Annotated in this window: 14 protein-coding genes and 1 pseudogene; 7 read left to right on the top strand and 8 right to left on the bottom strand. The window is 45.8% G+C overall.

The window, feature by feature from the left end; all coding sequences use genetic code 11:
• Positions 1-5: 5 nt before the first annotated feature.
• From BUB38_RS00425 to rffA, 5 genes are read right to left on the bottom strand one after another with little or no spacing between them, the layout of a single operon-like run.
• Entirely contained in the window at positions 6-539 is a 534-nt protein-coding gene (locus tag BUB38_RS00425; protein ID WP_073155536.1) for a GNAT family N-acetyltransferase, read from the bottom strand.
• Complete coding sequence (locus BUB38_RS00420) at positions 540-1,487, bottom strand: glycosyltransferase family 2 protein (protein WP_073155534.1); 948 nt, start codon at positions 1,485-1,487, stop codon at positions 540-542. It lies immediately after the preceding gene.
• Between the two features lie 22 nt (positions 1,488-1,509).
• Positions 1,510-2,691: an alkaline phosphatase family protein gene (locus BUB38_RS00415; RefSeq protein ID WP_073155531.1), complete on the bottom strand. Its 1,182-nt coding sequence runs from the start codon at positions 2,689-2,691 to the stop codon at positions 1,510-1,512.
• Positions 2,684-4,372 carry a hypothetical protein gene (locus BUB38_RS00410; RefSeq protein ID WP_073155528.1) on the bottom strand — a complete coding sequence of 563 codons (1,689 nt, stop codon included), beginning with the start codon at positions 4,370-4,372 and terminating at the stop codon, positions 2,684-2,686. The genes BUB38_RS00415 and BUB38_RS00410 overlap by 8 nt, the downstream gene beginning before the upstream one ends.
• Positions 4,373-4,377: 5 nt before the next feature.
• Positions 4,378-5,511, bottom strand: a complete 1,134-nt coding sequence (gene rffA, locus BUB38_RS00405) for a dTDP-4-amino-4,6-dideoxygalactose transaminase (RefSeq protein ID WP_073156700.1) — start codon at positions 5,509-5,511, stop codon at positions 4,378-4,380.
• A gap of 81 nt (positions 5,512-5,592) precedes the next feature.
• Between rffA and BUB38_RS00400 the strand changes: the two genes are divergently transcribed.
• Together BUB38_RS00400 and BUB38_RS00395 are read left to right on the top strand one after the other, a co-directional pair.
• Complete coding sequence (locus BUB38_RS00400; RefSeq protein WP_073155525.1) at positions 5,593-7,287, top strand: hypothetical protein; 1,695 nt, start codon at positions 5,593-5,595, stop codon at positions 7,285-7,287.
• 24 nt (positions 7,288-7,311) lie between these two features.
• Entirely contained in the window at positions 7,312-8,799 is a 1,488-nt protein-coding gene (locus BUB38_RS00395) for an LTA synthase family protein (protein WP_083541813.1), read from the top strand.
• 243 nt (positions 8,800-9,042) lie between these two features.
• Here BUB38_RS00395 and tnpA read toward each other — a convergent pair.
• Both tnpA and BUB38_RS00385 read right to left on the bottom strand, forming a co-directional pair.
• A pseudogene (tnpA, locus tag BUB38_RS00390) lies at positions 9,043-9,351 on the bottom strand (IS200/IS605 family transposase); the annotation flags it as partial.
• A gap of 188 nt (positions 9,352-9,539) precedes the next feature.
• Positions 9,540-10,049 carry a type IV pilin protein gene (locus tag BUB38_RS00385; RefSeq protein WP_073155517.1) on the bottom strand — a complete coding sequence of 170 codons (510 nt, stop codon included), beginning with the start codon at positions 10,047-10,049 and terminating at the stop codon, positions 9,540-9,542.
• 651 nt (positions 10,050-10,700) lie between these two features.
• On the opposite strand from BUB38_RS00385, the gene BUB38_RS00380 reads away from it, so the two are divergent.
• The 3 genes from BUB38_RS00380 to panB are packed head-to-tail and all read left to right on the top strand — an operon-like array spanning position 10,701 to position 12,644.
• Positions 10,701-11,057: a histidine triad nucleotide-binding protein gene (locus tag BUB38_RS00380; protein WP_073155514.1), complete on the top strand. Its 357-nt coding sequence runs from the start codon at positions 10,701-10,703 to the stop codon at positions 11,055-11,057.
• 22 nt (positions 11,058-11,079) lie between these two features.
• On the top strand, positions 11,080-11,922 hold the full coding sequence (recO, locus tag BUB38_RS00375; protein ID WP_254794836.1) for a DNA repair protein RecO: 843 nt from the start codon (positions 11,080-11,082) through the stop codon (positions 11,920-11,922).
• Positions 11,922-12,644: a 3-methyl-2-oxobutanoate hydroxymethyltransferase gene (panB, locus tag BUB38_RS00370; RefSeq protein WP_249269471.1), complete on the top strand. Its 723-nt coding sequence runs from the start codon at positions 11,922-11,924 to the stop codon at positions 12,642-12,644. Before recO ends, panB begins: the two co-directional genes overlap by 1 nt.
• 101 nt (positions 12,645-12,745) lie before the next feature.
• On the opposite strand, the gene BUB38_RS00365 is transcribed toward panB, so the two are convergent.
• Positions 12,746-14,980: an OmpA family protein gene (locus BUB38_RS00365; protein ID WP_139258137.1), complete on the bottom strand. Its 2,235-nt coding sequence runs from the start codon at positions 14,978-14,980 to the stop codon at positions 12,746-12,748.
• Between the two features lie 141 nt (positions 14,981-15,121).
• Here BUB38_RS00365 and BUB38_RS00360 point away from each other — a divergent pair, with 141 nt between their 5' ends.
• Both BUB38_RS00360 and BUB38_RS00355 read left to right on the top strand, forming a co-directional pair.
• Positions 15,122-16,255: a dTDP-glucose 4,6-dehydratase gene (locus BUB38_RS00360; RefSeq protein ID WP_073155506.1), complete on the top strand. Its 1,134-nt coding sequence runs from the start codon at positions 15,122-15,124 to the stop codon at positions 16,253-16,255.
• A gap of 193 nt (positions 16,256-16,448) precedes the next feature.
• On the top strand, positions 16,449-18,854 hold the full coding sequence (locus BUB38_RS00355; protein ID WP_073155503.1) for a Tex family protein: 2,406 nt from the start codon (positions 16,449-16,451) through the stop codon (positions 18,852-18,854).
• Positions 18,855-18,861: the final 7 nt, after the last annotated feature.

Genomic DNA, 18,861 nt, shown 5'->3' with positions numbered 1-18,861 from the left:
AAGGACTACCCTCTTATAAGGACTTTCGCAAATCTATCACGTTGTTTAAAATAATCATTTTTATTAAGCGTATAGGTCAGCTTGGTGGTATCTGCAGGTGTTTCCGAGGAAATCTTGTAACCTAGCAGCACATTGAAATCAATGGCCCGCTTATTGTCGCTCATAATATGAGCCACCATGGATTCCAGTTTCAAATCATCAAAGCAAAAATCGTTTAATGCAAAAATAACTCGGAAGGGCACATCGGAATTCAAATAAGAATCCTCATAAATAAAGATACCGCCCTCGCCTGTTTTTGCAGCGAAGTCAACATCCTTTACATTGGTCAAACCAATTTCCTGATCCTTGTAGCAGATAATGAAATAGTAGTTGTTTTCATTATCCACTTTCGCAAACCATTTCTTTTGCATTTCTGCGGTAATGTGTTCACGGTATTCCATGTACTGCGAGATCTTGGGATCATTACGCCAATGGCGGACAAGCTCAATCTTATCCGCAGTCAGTCTTTGCAACGTTACACCATACTTGGAGAATTCCATTTAATCCTCGAAGTTCACCTTTTCAGAAATAATGAAAAGCTGGCGGCCCTTGACCTGGTCAAAGATTTTACCCACGTACAAGCCCACCACCCCAAGCATTGCGAGCAACAAGCCGCCCACAAACCAAATAGAAAATACTGTGGTCGTAAAGCCTGGTACACGAATCAAGCCCAAATTATAGGCCACCAGATTATACACCGCCAACAGGAAAGACAAAACAGCAAGGACAAAACCCCACTCCACCGCAAGCTTCAACGGTTTATTGCTATTTGCAATAGTCACGTTAAAGCTAAGATGAATCAGTTTCGCCAAGGTGTAACTGGTTTCACCAGCAAAGCGAGCCCCGTGCTTTACGGGAATGGCTGTGGTCTTAAAACCTAAATAAGAAACCAGCGAAGGGAAAGAGCGCGCCTTTTCCGGCATGCGGTTAAATTCCCGAATCACCTTCTTGTTGTAAATGCCGAAGTTGGCAATAGTCTTATCGGTCTTGATCCCGCTAAAATAGCGGTAGCAAATATGGAACAACGTGGAAGACAGCTTCTTGAAGAATCCATCCACGCGGTACTGGCGCTTTGCAAACACTACATCAAAGCCCTTTTGAGCTTCCGCAAAAAGTGCCGGAATTTCCTTAGGGTCATCCTGCAAATCACAATCCATCACCACAGTCCAATCTCCCTTCACCAGACTCAATCCCGCTGAGATTGCATAATGCTGCCCAAAGTTGCGACTGAGATTCACACTCTTCACACGAGAATCTTTCGCAGACACCTCCACCATCTTTTCCCAGGACTTATCCGGAGAGCAATCGTTCACCAGAATAATTTCAAAATTTTCTGTAACGGTAGAAAGTTCCGTCACCAAGCGGGAAACCAACTCGTGCACAATTTCTTCCGCACGGTAAACCGGAGAAACAACGGAAATCAATGGATTTTGAGCATTTGCAGTCATATTGCAAAGTTAGTATTAAAAATCAGTTCAACACCACGTAGGGGACCCATCTGCGGTAGAATTTTTGCCTAAACTCCTGTGGCGACAAAATGGGTTCATGGTCCCCTTGCACAATAAAGCGGGTTTCGGGGTGTTTTTTGGCTAATTCCGCAACAATTTTCAAGGTGTTAAACATCTTTTCGAAGTATATCTTTTCTACTGTAGCAGCATCATCTCCCATAGGGAATTGAGTATCGCGAGTAGTCCAGGCCACGAATGTTTTTGATGTGGAGTCCTTCAACATGGAATCAATCTTTAACGCAATCACACTGTCAGAAGAAATCTCTTTGGTAAAGACAACTTCATCAAAACCCATTCGGTGAATATACCGATCTCGGTGCTGGATGGAGGAATCTCCCCCAAACATAAACACAGATTTAAAGCCCTTGTTGCTTAAGACTGCAGGAATAAACACTGAATCCCTTGAACCATTTTCATTTTTAATTATGGAATCAACCAAGTCTTCTCTTTCTGCACCACGAGTTCTTGAATAGATTCGGGAGTGGGTTCCTGCAAAATTCAAGCATCCTTCAAATATCTTCATTTCATCATTGAAAAAATTTGTATCGATAGGAATTCCCCACGATTCTACTAAGATCATAACATTATTTCGGCTACTATCTACATACAGCCGAGAGACCATCGCAGAATCAACCGCATTATAGCGTTTCTTCAAATCTTCAGTTAAGCCGATCCTTTCTGACGGTGCTCTAAAAGATGAAGTCATGAACCTAAGGACAGGCATTTCAAAAACAGGTTGCGACGGGAAGAAATTTGCGGCAACAATATTCACCCCCATACTCACAAACATTATAAAACTTATCCCATTTAAAGAAATCTTTCTCGTCTCCTTTAAAAGGACAATAGCTATAGCCGTTGACACCAAAGGTATAATCCAATACCACGACAGATTTCCATGGTTCGCAGAGAGAATATTTTTCAAATCAAGGAAACTTGTTGCCGCAACAAGAACCGCAATCAAGGCTAGACACACCTTTTTTGATTTAGCTTGAGATTCACGCACATAAACAAATAGCAGCAGCAATCCAAAGATGCTGTAGCACAAAAGCCCGTGAACAACGTTTTGCCCCTTTTCGAAGGTTAATAGAAAAGGGGCTATCGTAACTAACGCCGTTGCGATTATTGGATATAGGATTCTACTCATCAAAACCTTTCTTATGTACTACTCTATATTTTTCAACTGAAGTTTCACCAATACTTAGAACCGTATCGACTTCAACACTTTCATTGGGATAATGGTATCTTTCTAAAAACCTGTCAAAACGATCTCCGACAACAAGCACATTTTCTTTAACGGCATCCTTAACTGGGTTATTCAATCCCCATTCCCGCAAAGTATTTTCCACATCGGGGAAATAGGGTGTCCAATATCCCAAGGACACGAATTTTTTCATTGCACCAAAAGGCATTGACAAATAATGGGGCGTCAATGTCTTACCAATCCCCATATATGGTTGCATTGTAACCAAGAATAAAATAGAATCTGGTGCAGACTGAATATAATCAGAAAAACCCGAATAATCCGTTTGATTTTTTATAGAATCTACGCGTTTACTTGAAATAGGATCTCTAGAATCGCCTGAGGTCATCGTATAAAAAATCGTACAGTAAATCACCAATATCACAAAAACAAGGGCAGACACCTTATACGAGAATTCCTTAACCGGTTTTAGGAGGGGTATTCCCATAACAGCTGCATAAAGCAAAAAACCATTTTCAACTCGGAAGACAACTCGACCCAAGTAGAAGAGATACCCAATTAAAAGAAGTATTGAAAAGAACGACAACCAAGAATAAAAACTTTTCTCTTTATTTTTCCACAACAGCAACAAGCAAACAAGTATCCACGGCCAACAAACAGAACGTTCGATCAATACAGAAAGTTCTGCAAGTGCCTTAGAAAGTGAATCATGTAAATTATTTTGAGTTTTATGATTTCGAATGGTTTTTATAAAAGGTTTTAAATTGCCAACAGAAAAAACATCCTTATCGTAAAGGAACCAGTCTTTAAGGAGCATCAAATCCTCAACGGGAACGTCAGATTCATCTAAATCTTCGTAAACCGCATTAATGTCGTAATCATTGCCATCGCCCAACACAACTCTGTAAGGTTGAAATTCCTTAAATTTTTTATACTCAGGCAATGTATAATGCGCCGAATCTATTTTTTGCAAACCGAACGTTCCGCAAAAAGCTATAACAATGCATAATGAAAGCCTGAATCTATTTTTCCAACATGTTTTTAGCTGAATCAACAAGGCAAGAACAACAAAAGGCACCCCCATTAAAAATGCTTGATACCGCATTGCTGCACCCCAAAACAAAAGGCCAAAACCAACAAAGAATAAAATCCACCTTCTATTTCTACCACCAGATTCTTGACATATTCCATAAACAATTGCGAGCATGCCCGCCGCAGACAAAACAGAGGCACACTGCGTAAACTGCAAAACCAAATAGTAATCCGAAGCAAAGCAAGCTACAAAAAAAGTGGCAAAAACCGGCCCCCATTGGAGGCCTACTTTACGAATGGCGACAAAACTTATTGTCGTCAACGACACGAAAACTGCTAAGACATCACCGACATAATACCAGCTGATTTTCGGAAACAAATGATATAGGGGTAACAAAACATACCCGTACAAAACATTCACGAAAACCAAATGAACATTATAATCGTTACTGTATGCTCCCTCTAGAATCTTCGCCATGAAGAAATCATCCATGGCACCAAAACGGCGCAGTCCAAAGACTAGGCACAAAACCAGGAAGAGGGTATTTATACCCAAGGCGAAAAACAATGCTTTTTTGCAAGCATTATCCATACAAACTACATTCCAAAGAATTCAAAAACCTTCTGACAGGTATATTCGATTTCTTCCTGCTTCAGTCCATAGAACATGGGCAAGCGAAGCAGTCTGTTACTTTCTGTGGTGGTATAGCGGTCTTCACCATCAAAACGACCATACTTCAACCCAGCCGGCGAAGAATGCAACGGCACATAGTGGAACACCGCGAGAACCCCATTAAAGGTTAAGTGTTTTAGGAGAGCCGTTCGAGTTTGCAGGTCTTCGACTTTTAGATAGAACATATGGGCATTATGCTTGCAATGTTCAGGAATCGTAGCAAACTCCACCAAGCCTTTTTCAGCAAGAGGAGTAAGCAACTTTTTATACTGATTCCAACAATTCATGCGGTAATCATAAATGATGTCCGCACATTCAAGTTCCGCATAAAGGTAGGCGGCATTCAATTCGCTGGGCAAATAGCTGGATCCTAATTCAACCCAGGTATACTTGTCGACTTCGCCACGATGGAACTGGCAACGGTTGGTTCCCTTTTCGCGAATGATTTCTGCACGGTCACAGAACTTTTTGTCGCGAATAAGCAAGGCTCCACCTTCACCCATACTATAATTTTTTGTTTCGTGGTAGCTATAACAACCAAAATCGCCAAGGGCCCCTAAAGCCTTACCCTTATAGGTAGCCATCATGCCCTGGGCAGCATCTTCGACAACCAACAGGTTATTTTTCTTGGCAATTTCATTAATTGAATCCATTTCACAAGCAACACCGGCATAGTGAACCGGGACAATAGCCTTCGTCTTTTCGGTAACGGCTGCCTCAATCAAGTTTTCATCAATATTCATCGTATCTGGACGAATATCGACGAAAACGCACTTTGCCCCCTGAGACACAAAGGCGTCCGCCGTAGACACAAACGTAAAGGACGGCATAATGACTTCATCGCCAGGCTTAATATCGCACAGGCGAGCTGCCATTTCAAGGGCATGTGTGCAGCTGGTCGTCAGGAGAGCCTTCAAAGATCCCGTTGATTTTTCAAGCCATTCATGACACCTTAAGTTAAAGGTTCCATCTCCACAAATACGGCCACTTTCAACAGCCTGTTTTACGTAATCAAATTCAGTCCCTACAAAAGGGGGCTTGTTAAAAGGAATCTTCATCATGTGTTCAAGTATACATTATTTTACACCTCTTTGGTGCAATCCCAAAGTTAATGCTACATATTTATTATCTTTTTGACCATGAGTAACAAAAGAGCCCTCGTTATCTCTCTTTTAATAAATCTTTTCCTTTTAGGACTTTGCCTCATCTTTGGCAATCTCGCCTTCGGAGCAACAGACGACTACTTTATGGCTCGTTTGCTGGAGGGTGTTTACGGTGAGAATTATAACGTTCATTTAACGTTTGTCAACGTGCTTTACGGTTATGCCTTGCTCCCTTTCTACCATCTTTTCCCAAAAATCGGATGGTACTATATTGGCGAAATGACCGGGGTATTCCTATCCTTCACCACCATAGGAACTATCATCATTAAGCGGGCTGGGATACAATGGGGCCCTTTACTGGCTTTGCTATTTTCTGCGACATTCGCTTCTGACTGCTATTTGTCCGTTCAATTTACCCAATGTGCAGCGCTGTATTCCGCCACCGGAATGCTGCTATTCGCCCTTTACTCAAGCCAGCTAAAAGATGCTCCAACAAAAAAGAAACTAATCTTTTTATTAGCATCCCTGTTCTTCTTGATTTGGGGCACAATCATGCGCAGAGAAGCTTGCCTAATGGGAATGCCATTTCTCGCCTTGACGCTACTTATAAATATAAAGGACTGCTGGATTAACAAGAAATGGGTCATTACAGGCCTGGTCCTTCTTTTTATAGGCATCAACGCCATTCAATGGATTGATAAAAAACATTACGAAGCACCAGATTACAAGTATTACAAACAATTTCAATCAGTAAGAGCAACCATTGGCGATGGAGCTTTTTTCGATAGCCACAGAGTAGAAGATGAATTAGACGAATTAGGGTTATACAGTGAAGATTACAGACTTCTTCGGGATTGGACTTTTTACGATACAGAAGTTTTCTCTGTCGACAGCCTTCATTCCTACGCAAAACAAATCTATAAAAATAAACTTAGCACCAACTATTTAGGACTAATAAACTCGATCATATCAGCAATTTCCAATACAGCAAACAAACCCATTTTTTGGATATGGCTAATATTCTGCGCGACGATATTTTACTCTACGAAAAAAACATCTTATCTTTGGATTTCATTTTGCATACTAGCAGTTCTGATTGGTTATCTACTTAGCATTCATCGGTTAGTTTATCGAGTAGAACTTGGATTTTGGATTTATGCAACAACTTTGGCAATTCCATTCATAAGAAATTTGCCACTTTTTTCAAGAAAACTCTCTCGAATAGCAACTACATTTTTGCCAATTTGCATTTTCGTAACATTTTATGTAGACGGGAAAAGCGTAAGGGATGCCACTTCCGGAAAAGCACGCCAAGCTTTACCATCAAGGATTCACTACAAAAATGCATTAGATTACATCGAATCCTTACCCCAAAATTCAGTTGTTTTGGTACCCCATCTGCAATATATTTTTATGACAGATGAAAAACCATCACCGTATAATTCCGAGCCTTTTGGAAGCTGGAAAAAAATCATTCCCATGGGCTATTGGACCCCATATTTTCCAGATGTCATCCAATCACTGCAAGAAAAAGGCATTTCAAATCCGCTAAAAGACATCACAAAGGAAAACGTCTATGTATTAAGCAATGGTTATTTGGCTGATTATATACAACGTCATCATTATAAAGAAAATAAAATTGAGGTAAACGTTGTAAAAGAATTTGACGTTTTGAAGATTTATAAGTACTCAAATTTACCAATAGAAAAGTATAGTGAAAATAAATTATAGTTTAATCAAACAAGCGGTATAAAAATGATTGCATTATTAATCATACTCTCTTTGTCTGCATTATTTTTTACAAGCTTAATAAATTTGATACCTCTATTAGAAAATTTCTTTCCAATTGATCGCGTAGAAGCTGTTTTATTTACTATTAACCAAAACATGGATGGCTCCAACGAGATTGTTTCTTTTTTCCTGAAAAAATTATTTTTGGAATCAGCATACTATTTTGCATTAGTTACAGTCGGTGTCTCAGCAATCTCTTTTGCAATAGCAAAACAAAAGCGACTTCCGCTAAAACAAACTATCATTAAAACGGGCATCATCTGCAACATTCTTTTGTTCACTTCTTTCATCTATGTTGCTTTAAACACATTCCCCCTTGGTCGCTACCTAAAACTTTGGCGAGAAAACATGAAAGAACCAGAACATTCATTCTTGTACACCAACGAATATATCCCTTATTCAAAGATTTCTTTCAAGGAAGGTAAAAAGAATCTAGTTGTGATTTTCCTGGAATCAATAGAAAGTAACTTTCAAGATAAAAAAAATGGAGGTGATTTAGATACAAATAGAATACCTGAAATTACTCAATGGATAAAAGAAAACGACAGCTTTTCTCCTGGAGGAAAACCAATCTTTGGAACGGGATGGACTATAGCCTCAACAGTTGCAAAAACCTGTGGAATACCATTAAATTTTCCTTCGGGCGTTTTCCATAGCGTCAGCGGCATAAAAAATTTTTTGCCCGGAGCAACATGTCTTTCCGATATTCTAAATGATCAAGGATATAACGTTCTTTTTGCGCAAGGATCAAAAAGTGATTTTGCTTCAATGAATGCCTTTGCAGAAACCCACGGGAAAAGTGATTTACACGATTATGATTACTATGTAAATAGTGGAAGGTTCTCTAGCGAGAATCGCGTAAATTGGGGTATAAATGACAGAACCTTATTTGAGTTAGCAAAAGATGATTTAGATTCTCTATCAAAGAAATCTAAGCCTTTCGCAATGTTCCTTAGCACTATAGATGCCCATATGCCTTATGGCTACATGGACCCACAGTGTAGCCATCCGAATCAAAGCCCGAAAGAGCAGTATCCATACGTTTTACAATGCAATTCAAAACTTTTAGATGAATTCTTAAAATGGTCAACAAAACAGCCTTGGTTTGACAATACAATCATAGCAGTTATGGGAGATCACGAGACCTACGTTCCGGCAGAAGCAGTTGGATTCAAAAATTCAGAGATAACACACCACTGGTTAAATTTTTTCGTAAATTCAAAAGCTTCTTCAAAAAAAGAAAAACGGGATTTCACTTCATTTGACATGTACCCAACTATATTAGAAGCGATGGGAGCCGAAATTACAACACACGCTCTAGGCCTCGGAAGGTCTCTTTACTCCGACGAACCAACCCTTCTCGAAAAATATGGAAGCGACTCATTAAACAACCTGTTAAAAGGAAGAAGTAAAGAATACGATTTCTTTCTGTACGGCAAAAAGAGCAAATAGAATTCGTCAACAAACTGAAAAGCTCTTTAGCGAACAAGAAAAATTAATCATAGTTTCACTCATACGGGTAATCCTAAGTACCGATTACAAGCAAACACCATTGACACCCCTCCTCAAAAAATCGAGACAATATCCCTACCAGAAGCTATCGTTTCATAAAAAGGAACCCACCTGCGATGGTCCTTACCCGGCTACCCGTAAACGGGTTATTTCTTTCCGAATAGGCCTAACTGTTCTCCGTACTCGGCTTCGATATTTTTTCTGTAATTCAGGATATTTCTCATTGATCATCAAACTGCTTTTGCCCTTCAGGTATCCGACGATTGATGATGGCGAGTATTTCGGGGGAATCGAAAGCAACATGTGTACATGATCAACGCAGACTTCGGCTTCAACAATCTCAATATCCTTCCATTCGCACAATCTTCTCAGAATCTTTCCTATCTCAAGTCTGCGTTCCCCGTAGAAAACTTTCCTTCTAAATTTGGGAGCAAATACAATGTGATATTTGCAATTCCACGTTGTATGGACGGTTGTATTTCTATTATTCATATTAATCCTTTGGTTTTATTGTGATGCAGTTGGCAGACCGCACCACTAATTTAGCCAGAGGATTTTTTTCATGATCGCCAGAAGACTTTATTTGAACACCCCAGCATAGCTGGGGGGGGGGGCTTTTTATACAAGAAAAGGTTTCCCCTTCAAAGGGGAAACCTTTTTCAAAAAATAACCCAGAACGATTACTTCTTAGTTGTCAACTGCTTGAAGTTCGGGGTGAGAACTTCACAATCGTCATTTGTAACAGAAGCTGTGTAGGTGACCAAGCCACCGTTAGAGCTGTTGCCAGCAGTTTCAAGGCCCCAGTTGCTGGCAGCCTTACAGTCGTTCAAGGTAGCAACGCTAGTTGCTGTCCAGTTTGCAGAAAAATCGTAATCTTTGAAAGAGCCATTTGAATTGGCCTTACCATCAGTATTATCACCCTGTGCGCAATCAGCAGACTTGTCGCAATAGAAGAAGTTGTTGGAGTTCTGCATCAAGTAACCGATTTCCTTCCAGTTACCAACGCGGATACCCTTTTCAGCGACGTATGCGTCCTGCAACTTCACGTATTCACCGGCTGCGGGGCCGACTTCAGATGCCTTGGACTTTGCGATCATGCCGAACAGCTTAGGAACTGCAACAGCGGCCAGGATGCCCATGATAACGATCACGACCATCAATTCAATAAGGGTAAAACCTTGCTTCTTCATAGTGTACTCCTTGTTATTGTGACACATTCTTTTGAGATTCACAGCTCTTGAAGCGTTTGTGTTTCAGAGTGTTTACTCTCGTTTACATTGATAAATATACCTCAATTTTTTCGAAAGTCAATAGTTTTGTCAAACTTTTTTGCACTTTTGTCAAAGTTTTTTCACGTTTCTGTCATAGAATTGTCATGAAATTTTACTTTGTATCAAAAGAAGTCTTCCAAAACCGTCTAAATTTCTTAAAAAACGGGGGATTTCCTCAATTTTTTTGATGGACTTAAGTATACAAATATTTTTCATCTGTGTGAGGCATTCATAAAAAAAATGTGAGAAAAAGTTATTCTTGTTTGGAATATTGTGAAGTTTTTCACACAATTCCCATTTTACGCTTTCGTTCAAAATGCACTCGATCCGATAAATAGCCCTCAAAAAGTTCTTTTAAACCGCCTTATATCCTGCGAATTCGCATCAAAATATCTTTTAATCCCCATCGGTACGATAAATAGCATTCCAGAAGTTCTTTTTAAGCGCCTTGCATCGGATCAATCGAATATTTCACACCAAGGCAATAGTCCGAAATTAGACGAGATTCCGAAACAAGTTCGGAATGATGTTTTACTGGAGTCTTCCTTTATTTTCTATTATATAGTCACTATGAGTGAAAACTGCCTTTTTTGCAAGATTATCAAGGGTGAAATCCCTTCCAAGAAGATTTACGAAGATGACGATGTGTTCGCCTTCTACGATATCGCCCCCCAGGCACCGGTTCATTTCCTGGTGATTCCCAAGAAGCATATTTCCAGCATCATGGATATGCAGGCCGAAGACTGCGAACTGGTGGGTAAGCTTTTGTTCCAGGCTCAGCGTATCGCCAAGGAGCTTGGTCTCGAAGAATCCGGCGCACGTTTCGTGTTCAACTGCAAGGCTGACGCAGGCCAGACCGTTTTCCACATCCATCTGCATGTGGTTGGCGGTCAGGTGATGGGCTGGCCTCCGTTCCCGGCTAAGTAATAGGCAAGAGGCTTCTGCGCCCATGATCGTCAAGTCCCGGGCCATTGTGCTGCACCGGTTCCCTTATAGCGATTCCAGCTGGATCGTGAAGGTTTTAACCCAGGAATGCGGCGTGGTTTCGTTTATTGTAAAGGGAGGCAAACGCAAGGAGTCTCCTTTTAAGGGCGCTATGGATCCGCTGTCGCTGTGCGAGGTGGTTTTTAACCAGAATCCACAGAAGGCGGGTGGCGGGGACTTGCAGTTCATAAAGGAAGCGACGCTTCTTGACTGGCATGCGGGTTTAAGGGCGGACCTGATGAATCAGGCGGTGGCCCAGGTGATGACCGAGATTCTGCTGAGGTACGCTCCCCAGGGGGTGCCGCTGCAAGACGAGTTCGAACTGTTGGAACAGGCGCTTAGGGACTTGAATTCTGGCGAAGGCTCCAACGGCGCCGCGACGGAATCGCGGGAAGAACTGCAGCCGCGAAGGGTGCCTTCGGATGAGGTTTTTGCGCGGTGGCTGCTGGATACTTGCGACTTGTGGGGTTACCACCTGGATCTGGATGTCTGCAGCCGTTGCGAACGCCCTCTAGAAGAGCCGGCGGCGGACTTTCACCCGGAAACGGGCGGCTTGGTTTGCAAGGCCTGCCTGGGCGTGGATTCTGCCAGGGCCAAGCCCGAAACTTTGCTGGGTTTATGGAAGCTTAGGGGCGGAACTTACCCCAACTCCCCTGCCCTATCTTTAAAGTCTGCTGGGTTCGCCCGCGTATTCGTAGAAAATGCGCTCCTGGCCTACCTGCGGAATCATATCGGTTTCTTAAAAGAGATTCATTCACTAACGTATTTACAGGAGATTCGGAAATTATGCTCAGTCCAGTCGACATAATGGCAAAGAAAGCCCGTGGTGAAAAGGTTTCAATGATTACGTCTTACGACTACGCTTTCGCGCAAATGGCGGAGGCTGCAGGCGTAGACCAGATTCTTGTTGGCGATAGTCTGGCCAACACCATGTTAGGTTATAAGAAAACCAGCGAGATCGGTATGGCCGAGATGCTGATTTTCGTGGCGGCGGTTTGCCGTGGCGCACCCAACACCCATGTGGTAGCCGACATGCCTTATTTAAGCGACAAGGATCCGCAAACGGCTTATGACAACGCCCGTCGATTCCTGGATCTGGGAGCCGCTTCGGTAAAGCTGGAAGGTACGCCCGAAGGCGTGATTGAATTTTTGCGCGCCCACGATGTTCCGGTTTGCGCCCATCACGGTTTGCTGCCCCAGACTGCAGCCAACTTCAAGCAGAAGGGTCAGACCGATGAAGAGGCTGCAGCCATCATGGCGGCGGCGAAGTTCACCGACGAACTGGGCTGTTTCGAGATGGTGCTGGAGCATATTCCCGAAGCCTTGGGTACGGCTATCACTCAGCAGGTGAAGGGCGTTACCATCGGCATTGGCGGCGGCAAGTTTACCGACGGACAAGTGCTGGTAATGCACGACGCCCTGGGCATGCACAATCGCAAGAATCCCCCCTTCGCCCCGAAGTTCGTAGACATGTACACGCTGGGTGTAGAAGGCTTCAAGAAATACATTGACAGTGTGAACGGCAAGTAAGGCCGTCAAACGATTTTGTAACAAAGCAAAAAGCCCCGCTTTTAAAGCGAGGCTTTTCTGCTATTTAGCCGACCCCGAGAGTCTCGGGGTGAACAGCCAGATTACTTCTTCTTGCCCTTCTTAGCAGGCTTCTTTGCGGACTTCTTGGAAACCTTAGCAGCCTTCTTGGACTTTGCGGGCTTTTCGGCAGCAGGAGCTTCTGCGGCAGGAGCGGCAGCAGGTTCTGCAGGAGCGGCTTCAGCAGCCGGAGCAGGAGCTGCAGGCTGAGCTGCAGGTGCCGGAGCGGCAGCGGGCTGAGCAGCCGGAGTCATTGCGGGTGCCGGAGCGGCTTCAGTCTTCTTGGGCTGCTTTACGTGAGAAGCAAACACAACGCGGTTGTTCTTCGGGTTGCTCTTGGCCTTCTTCTTACCCTTCTTGTCGGTCTTGGGGAGAACCAGGAGCTGAGTATCACCGTAAGCGGCGGCACGAACGTGCTTAGAGGGAACGCCCTTCTTAACCAGGTAGTCTACAACGGCGTCTGCACGCTTCTGAGACATATCCTTGTTCTTTTCAGAAGTTTTCTGGTCATCGGCGTGGCCCTGGATTTCAATGCGCAGGTTATCACGGTGGAGCATGATGCCAGCCAGCTGATCGAGAGCCTTGGTTGCACCCTTATTGAACTTGGCGGTCCCCTTCTTGAAGGTCACCAAAGACTGGAGGTATTCCAGGTCTTCATTCTTGTTAGTGGGGCAGCCATCGCCGTCAACGGCAGCTTCGCTAATGGTCCTGGGGCACAGGTCCTGAGCGTTAACAACGCCGTCACCGTCGTCGTCGAATTCGCAGCCGTTTGCGTCAACCGGAGCAGCTTCGTTAGATCCCGGGCACTTATCCTGAGAATCAACAACGCCATCGCCATCGGTATCCACTTCGCAACCATCTGCACCGACCTTCAGGCCAGGCAGAGTACCCGGGCACTTGTCGACCATGTTGGGAACGCCGTCCTTGTCATCGTCGCCAGAGAGCTTGGCCAGGGAGTCATTGACTGCGGCGACAGAATCAAGTCTTGCTCTGTTCACGGAGTCCGCCACCATGTCAATCACCTTGATGGTGTCAACAGTGGTAATTGTGTCGATCTTGGCGACGGTATCGACCTTGGCAATGGTATCAACCTTGGCAATAGTGTCGACCTTAGCAACAGTATCGATCTTGGTGGTAGTGTCGATGGTTGCCATGATAGAATCCACCTTCACCTTGGCCAGAGAATCGGCACGGACCTGGATCAGGGAGTCTACGTTAACTTCGGGCTTATCCACCTTGCTGCCAAAGCGCCAGACAAAGGAGAGAGAGCCAGAAACAATAGGAGTAGAGGAATACTTATAGGTATAGACTTCACCATCGCCCACATTGTTGCGAACGTCAAAGCCTTCCTTGCCCTCGAGATCCTTGTCAGCAGTAAAGTCCAGGTTCTTGAACATACGTCCGGCAATATCCACACCCAAAGCAATATCCATATTCTTGCCGGCATGGAAACGCACACCCGGTGTAATCAGGAGCGGATCAACCGTAGGATCAATGGGAGCTACGTCATCATCCAGGTGCATTTCGCCGGAGAGTTCCAGGAAGATGTCCAGGAGGCTGATGGGAGAAAAGTTAAAGCCGGTGCTATAGGAAAGAACATCAGACTCATTATGATCCACTACGCGGATATAGCTAGCCTGAGTATTCCAACGGAGAGGAGCACCAACGCTGTTAAAGTCAAAGGTGAAAACGAGACCACCACCAAAGGCAAAGTCACCTGCGGTGTAAGGCTTGGTATCGTGCTTGCTCAGGTACCAAGCGTGACGGGGACGTACACCGGCATCTTCGCTACCGGTGGGAGCATAGAGCTGACCCAGAATAGCGAGTTTGAACAGGGATTCGTCGTTACCGACAGCGCGAACCTTGAACCAGGCTTCCAAATCGCCCAGACCCGGAGAGCGCATATCGGAGTCGCTCAAACGGTCTTCGTGGTCGCCAACAATATCCATGTTAAAAGGAAGGACAACACCCAAGTCCAGCCAATTGGTAAAACCCATGGCCAGATTTACATTGCCAGAAAGAGCTACAGCTTCGTCGTTAAGCACAAAACGGTCGCCGTTCTTGTCGTGCATTTCGCCACCGGCAGCCATGGACCAGCAGTCCAGAGATGCATTTCCGCCGAGACCGAACGACACATTCCATTGACCGAGGGTATTGGCACCAATCTGATGCAGACCATCCTGACCACCAGCCATACCGCTCTGTGCGGACGCCATACCGGCAGCCCCAAGCACAAGCAAGGAGCCCGCAAAAATTGAACGCAGTAAACTTGTCTTCATGTTTTCCACCTTAAATTTTTATTGATTGTAGCATAAAATTAACCTAAAAAATGGTTTTTGTCCAAACAGACCGTCAAAATGTATAGGAAAATTGACAAAAGGTTGTCACAATAGACAATTCTCATTTTTATATTATAAGATATGAAGAATATTGTCATTACCGGCGGCGCAGGCTTTATCGGAAGCCATGTAGTACGCCTTTTCGTGAATAAGTACCCCGAATACAACATCATCAACCTGGACAAGTTGACTTACGCAGGCAATCTGGCCAACCTGAAGGACATCGAAGGCAAGCCTAACTACAAGTTCGTGAAGATGGATATCTGCGACTTCGACGCCTTCTACAAGCTGATGCAGGACGAAAAGATCGACGGTATTATTCACCTGGCCGCAGAAAGCCACGTGGACCGTTCCATCAAGGATCCGTTCACCTTCGCCCGCACAAACGTCATGGGCACCCTGGCTCTGCTCCAGGCCGCAAAGCTTTATTGGGAATCCCTGCCCGAAAAGTACGAGGGCAAGCGCTTCTACCATATTTCTACTGATGAAGTCTACGGTGCCCTCAAGATGAACCATCCGGAAGGTATCGAGCCGCCGTTTACCACCACTGCCTCCAGCTCTGAACACCATCTGGCATACGGTGACGACTTCTTCTACGAAACCACCAAGTATACTCCCCATTCTCCGTATAGTGCATCCAAGGCTGGCTCCGACCATTTCGTCCGCGCCTTCCACGACACCTACGGCATGCCTACCATCGTGACCAACTGCTCCAACAACTATGGCCCCTACCAGTTCCCGGAAAAGTTGATCCCGCTGTTCATCAACAACATTCGTCACAAGAAGCCGCTGCCGGTTTACGGCAAGGGCGAAAACGTTCGCGACTGGCTCTTTGTCGAAGACCACGCCCGCGCTATCGACGTTATCTTCCACAATGGCAAGATTGCCGAAACCTATAATATCGGCGGTTTCAACGAATGGAAGAACATCGACATCATCAAGGTGGTCATCAAGACCGTGGACCGTCTGCTGGGCCGCGCCGAGGGCGAAGACCTTGACCTGATCACTTACGTTACCGACCGTCTTGGCCACGACGCCCGCTACGCCATTGATAGTAGTAAGTTGCAGCGCGAGCTCGGCTGGGAACCTTCCCTCCAGTTCGAGGAAGGTATCGAGAAGACCGTGAAGTGGTACTTGGACAACCAGGAATGGCTGGACAATATTACTAGCGGTGAATACGAAAAATATTACGAGAACATGTATAATAGAGTGTAAAGTGTAAAGGTTAAAGTGGAAAGACTTTAACCTTCAACCTTTAACCTTTAACCTAAAAATGACACTCCAGTGTCATTTTTTATTGTTATATTCTCCCTTACTCCCCTGATGGGAGCTGTTGTAAACCAGGGCCTAGGCCGAGACTCCTAGTTAAAGGCTGCCGGACCCTATAAATCAAACTGGAATTAGAATTATGGATTTTTCTGCTGTTATTGCTGAAGAACTGAACCTGGAAGTATGGCGTGTCTCCAAGGCACTTGAATTGATGGACCAGGGTGGTACCATCCCCTTTATCGCCCGCTACCGTAAAGACCAGACGGGCACCCTTAATGAAATTGAACTCCGCGACATCAGCCACCGTCGCGACTATCTGCAGGAACTGGTTGACCGCAAGGAAACCATCCTGAAGAGCATCGAAGAACAGGGCAAGCTTACACCGGAACTGAAGGCTCAGATCGAAGCCTGTAAGGACAAGACCCTGCTGGAAGATATTTACGCCCCCTACAAGCCCAAGAAGCGCACCCGCGCAACCATCGCAAAGGAACTGGGTCTTGAACCGTTGGCTCGCCTCATGTGGGCTCAGGAAGAAACCGGCAACACCGCCGAACAGATCGCCCTCATCTACCTGTCCGAAGAAAAGGGCCTGGCAGATCCGAAGGCTGCACTCAAGGGCGCTTGCGACATTCTGGCCGAAGAAGTTGCAGACAACACCGAATTCCGTCAGTACCTCCGTAGCAAGGTGGAAAAGACTGGCGTCATGATTTCCAAGGTGAAGAAGGACTTCGAAAAGGAAGAAACCAAGTTCAAGGACTACTACGACTTTAGCGAACAGGTGAGCAAGATTCCGTCTCACCGTATGCTGGCCCTGCGCCGCGGCGAAAAGGAAAAGGTGCTCCGTCTTTCCATCGAAGTTCCCAACGAAGAAATGGTTGGCTACCTGAAGGCAAACGTCATCAAGGGCAACACCACCTGGACCCCCTATCTTGAAGCTATGTGCCAGGATGCCTGGGACCGCCTGCTGGCTCCCAGCATGGAAAGCGAAGTCCGTCTGCTTTTGAAGGACGCCGCCGAAGAAGAAGCCTTCAAGGTATTCAGCAAGAACCTGCAGGACGTTCTGCTGGCTGCTCCCGCCGGCCACAAGGCAGTTCTCGCTCTCGACCCGGGTTTCCGTACTGGCTGTAAGGTTGCCGTACTTGACGAAAACGGCAAGTTCATGGACCACGGCATTATCAAGCCCCACGAACCCTGGAACGACAAGGCCGCCTCTGCAGTTTACCTCATGGGCCTTATCGACAAGTACAAGATTGACTTGATCGCTATCGGTAACGGTACCGCCAGCCGCGAAACCGACGCCTTCTGCGCCGAAATGGCAGCAAAGTTCAAGGGCAAGGTTCCGCCCCGCGTTATCGTTTCTGAAGCTGGTGCATCTGTCTATAGCGCAAGCATGATCGCTATCCAGGAATTCCCCAAGGAAGACGTTACTACCCGCGGCGCCATCTCTATCGGCCGCCGCCTGCAGGACCCGCTGGCAGAACTGGTGAAGGTTGACCCCCAGTCCATTGGCGTGGGCCAGTACCAGCACGACGTGAACCAGCGCGAACTGAAGAAGCGCCTGGACGAAGTGGTGGAATCCTGCGTGAACATGGTGGGTGTGGATGTGAACAGCGCTTCTGCCCCGCTGCTTTCTCACGTTGCAGGCCTCAGCAATACTCTTTCCGAAGCCATCGTCAAGCACCGCGAAGCTAACGGCGCCTACGCCAGCCGCGAAGACCTGAAGAAGGTGAAGGGCTTTGGCCCCAAGGCTTTCGAACAGGCCGCAGGCTTCATGCGCATCCCGGGTGCAGAAAACCCGCTGGACGATTCCGCAGTCCATCCCGAAAACTACGCCCTCATCGAAAAGATGGCCGAAAAGGCTGGCGTACCGGTGAAGGAACTGGTGGGCAATGCCGATGCAGTCAAGGCCATCAACCTTGAAGAATTCCTTTCCGACGAAGTGGGTAAGGAAACCCTGCAGGACATCATGCGCGAACTTCAGAAGCCCAGCCGCGACCCCCGTAAGGAATTCCGTTACGCAAAGTTCGACGACAAGATCAAGGAAATCAACGACCTGATTACCGGTAGCTGGATGGAAGGTGTGGTTACCAACGTGGCTAACTTCGGCGCCTTCGTTGACATCGGCGTTCACCAGGACGGCCTTGTACACGTTTCCGAAATCAGCGACAAGTTCGTGGAAGACGCAAAGACCGTTCTTACCGTGGGCGACGTGGTGAAGGTACGTGTTGTTGCCGTTGACGCCAAGCTGAAGCGTATCAGCCTTTCCATGAAGACCGAACAGGTTGATGGTGTGGCCGGTGCAGGCGTTAGCGGTCCTCGCGGCCAGCGCGTCGGTGGTCCCCGTGGTCAGGGCAACGGTCGTGGCGGCTTTGGCGGTCGCGACAATGGTCAGAACCGCGGCAGCCTCCAGGGTCACGCCACCATCGCAGATCTCAAGGCAAAGATTGCAGGCAAGGGTAATCCGGGCCAGGGCAACCGCAACGCCCCCGCTCAGCCCGCCAAGGTCAACCCCCTCCTCAAGTCTATGATGAAAAAGATGAAATAGGTTATCA

The sequence above is a fragment of the Fibrobacter sp. UWH5 genome (genome assembly GCF_900142505.1).
In the GTDB taxonomy this organism is placed as follows: domain Bacteria; phylum Fibrobacterota; class Fibrobacteria; order Fibrobacterales; family Fibrobacteraceae; genus Fibrobacter.
Note: the sequence above shows the minus strand (reverse complement) of the source record. Positions and strands in the feature narration are given on the sequence as shown.

What these genes read in the sequence shown, in the direction of transcription:
- BUB38_RS00415 (WP_073155531.1), bottom strand. Translation starts at nt 2,691, where the DNA reads ATGAGTAGAATCCTATATCCAATAATCGCAACGGCGTTAGTTACGATA.
- rffA (WP_073156700.1), bottom strand. Translation starts at nt 5,511, where the DNA reads ATGAAGATTCCTTTTAACAAGCCCCCTTTTGTAGGGACTGAATTTGAT.
- BUB38_RS00355 (WP_073155503.1), top strand. Translation starts at nt 16,449, where the DNA reads ATGGATTTTTCTGCTGTTATTGCTGAAGAACTGAACCTGGAAGTATGG.
- BUB38_RS00425 (WP_073155536.1), bottom strand. Translation starts at nt 539, where the DNA reads ATGGAATTCTCCAAGTATGGTGTAACGTTGCAAAGACTGACTGCGGAT.
- BUB38_RS00410 (WP_073155528.1), bottom strand. Translation starts at nt 4,372, where the DNA reads ATGGATAATGCTTGCAAAAAAGCATTGTTTTTCGCCTTGGGTATAAAT.
- BUB38_RS00385 (WP_073155517.1), bottom strand. Translation starts at nt 10,049, where the DNA reads ATGAAGAAGCAAGGTTTTACCCTTATTGAATTGATGGTCGTGATCGTT.
- BUB38_RS00400 (WP_073155525.1), top strand. Translation starts at nt 5,593, where the DNA reads ATGAGTAACAAAAGAGCCCTCGTTATCTCTCTTTTAATAAATCTTTTC.
- BUB38_RS00360 (WP_073155506.1), top strand. Translation starts at nt 15,122, where the DNA reads ATGAAGAATATTGTCATTACCGGCGGCGCAGGCTTTATCGGAAGCCAT.
- BUB38_RS00395 (WP_083541813.1), top strand. Translation starts at nt 7,312, where the DNA reads ATGATTGCATTATTAATCATACTCTCTTTGTCTGCATTATTTTTTACA.
- BUB38_RS00380 (WP_073155514.1), top strand. Translation starts at nt 10,701, where the DNA reads ATGAGTGAAAACTGCCTTTTTTGCAAGATTATCAAGGGTGAAATCCCT.
- BUB38_RS00420 (WP_073155534.1), bottom strand. Translation starts at nt 1,487, where the DNA reads ATGACTGCAAATGCTCAAAATCCATTGATTTCCGTTGTTTCTCCGGTT.
- BUB38_RS00365 (WP_139258137.1), bottom strand. Translation starts at nt 14,980, where the DNA reads ATGAAGACAAGTTTACTGCGTTCAATTTTTGCGGGCTCCTTGCTTGTG.
- recO (WP_254794836.1), top strand. Translation starts at nt 11,080, where the DNA reads ATGATCGTCAAGTCCCGGGCCATTGTGCTGCACCGGTTCCCTTATAGC.
- panB (WP_249269471.1), top strand. Translation starts at nt 11,922, where the DNA reads ATGGCAAAGAAAGCCCGTGGTGAAAAGGTTTCAATGATTACGTCTTAC.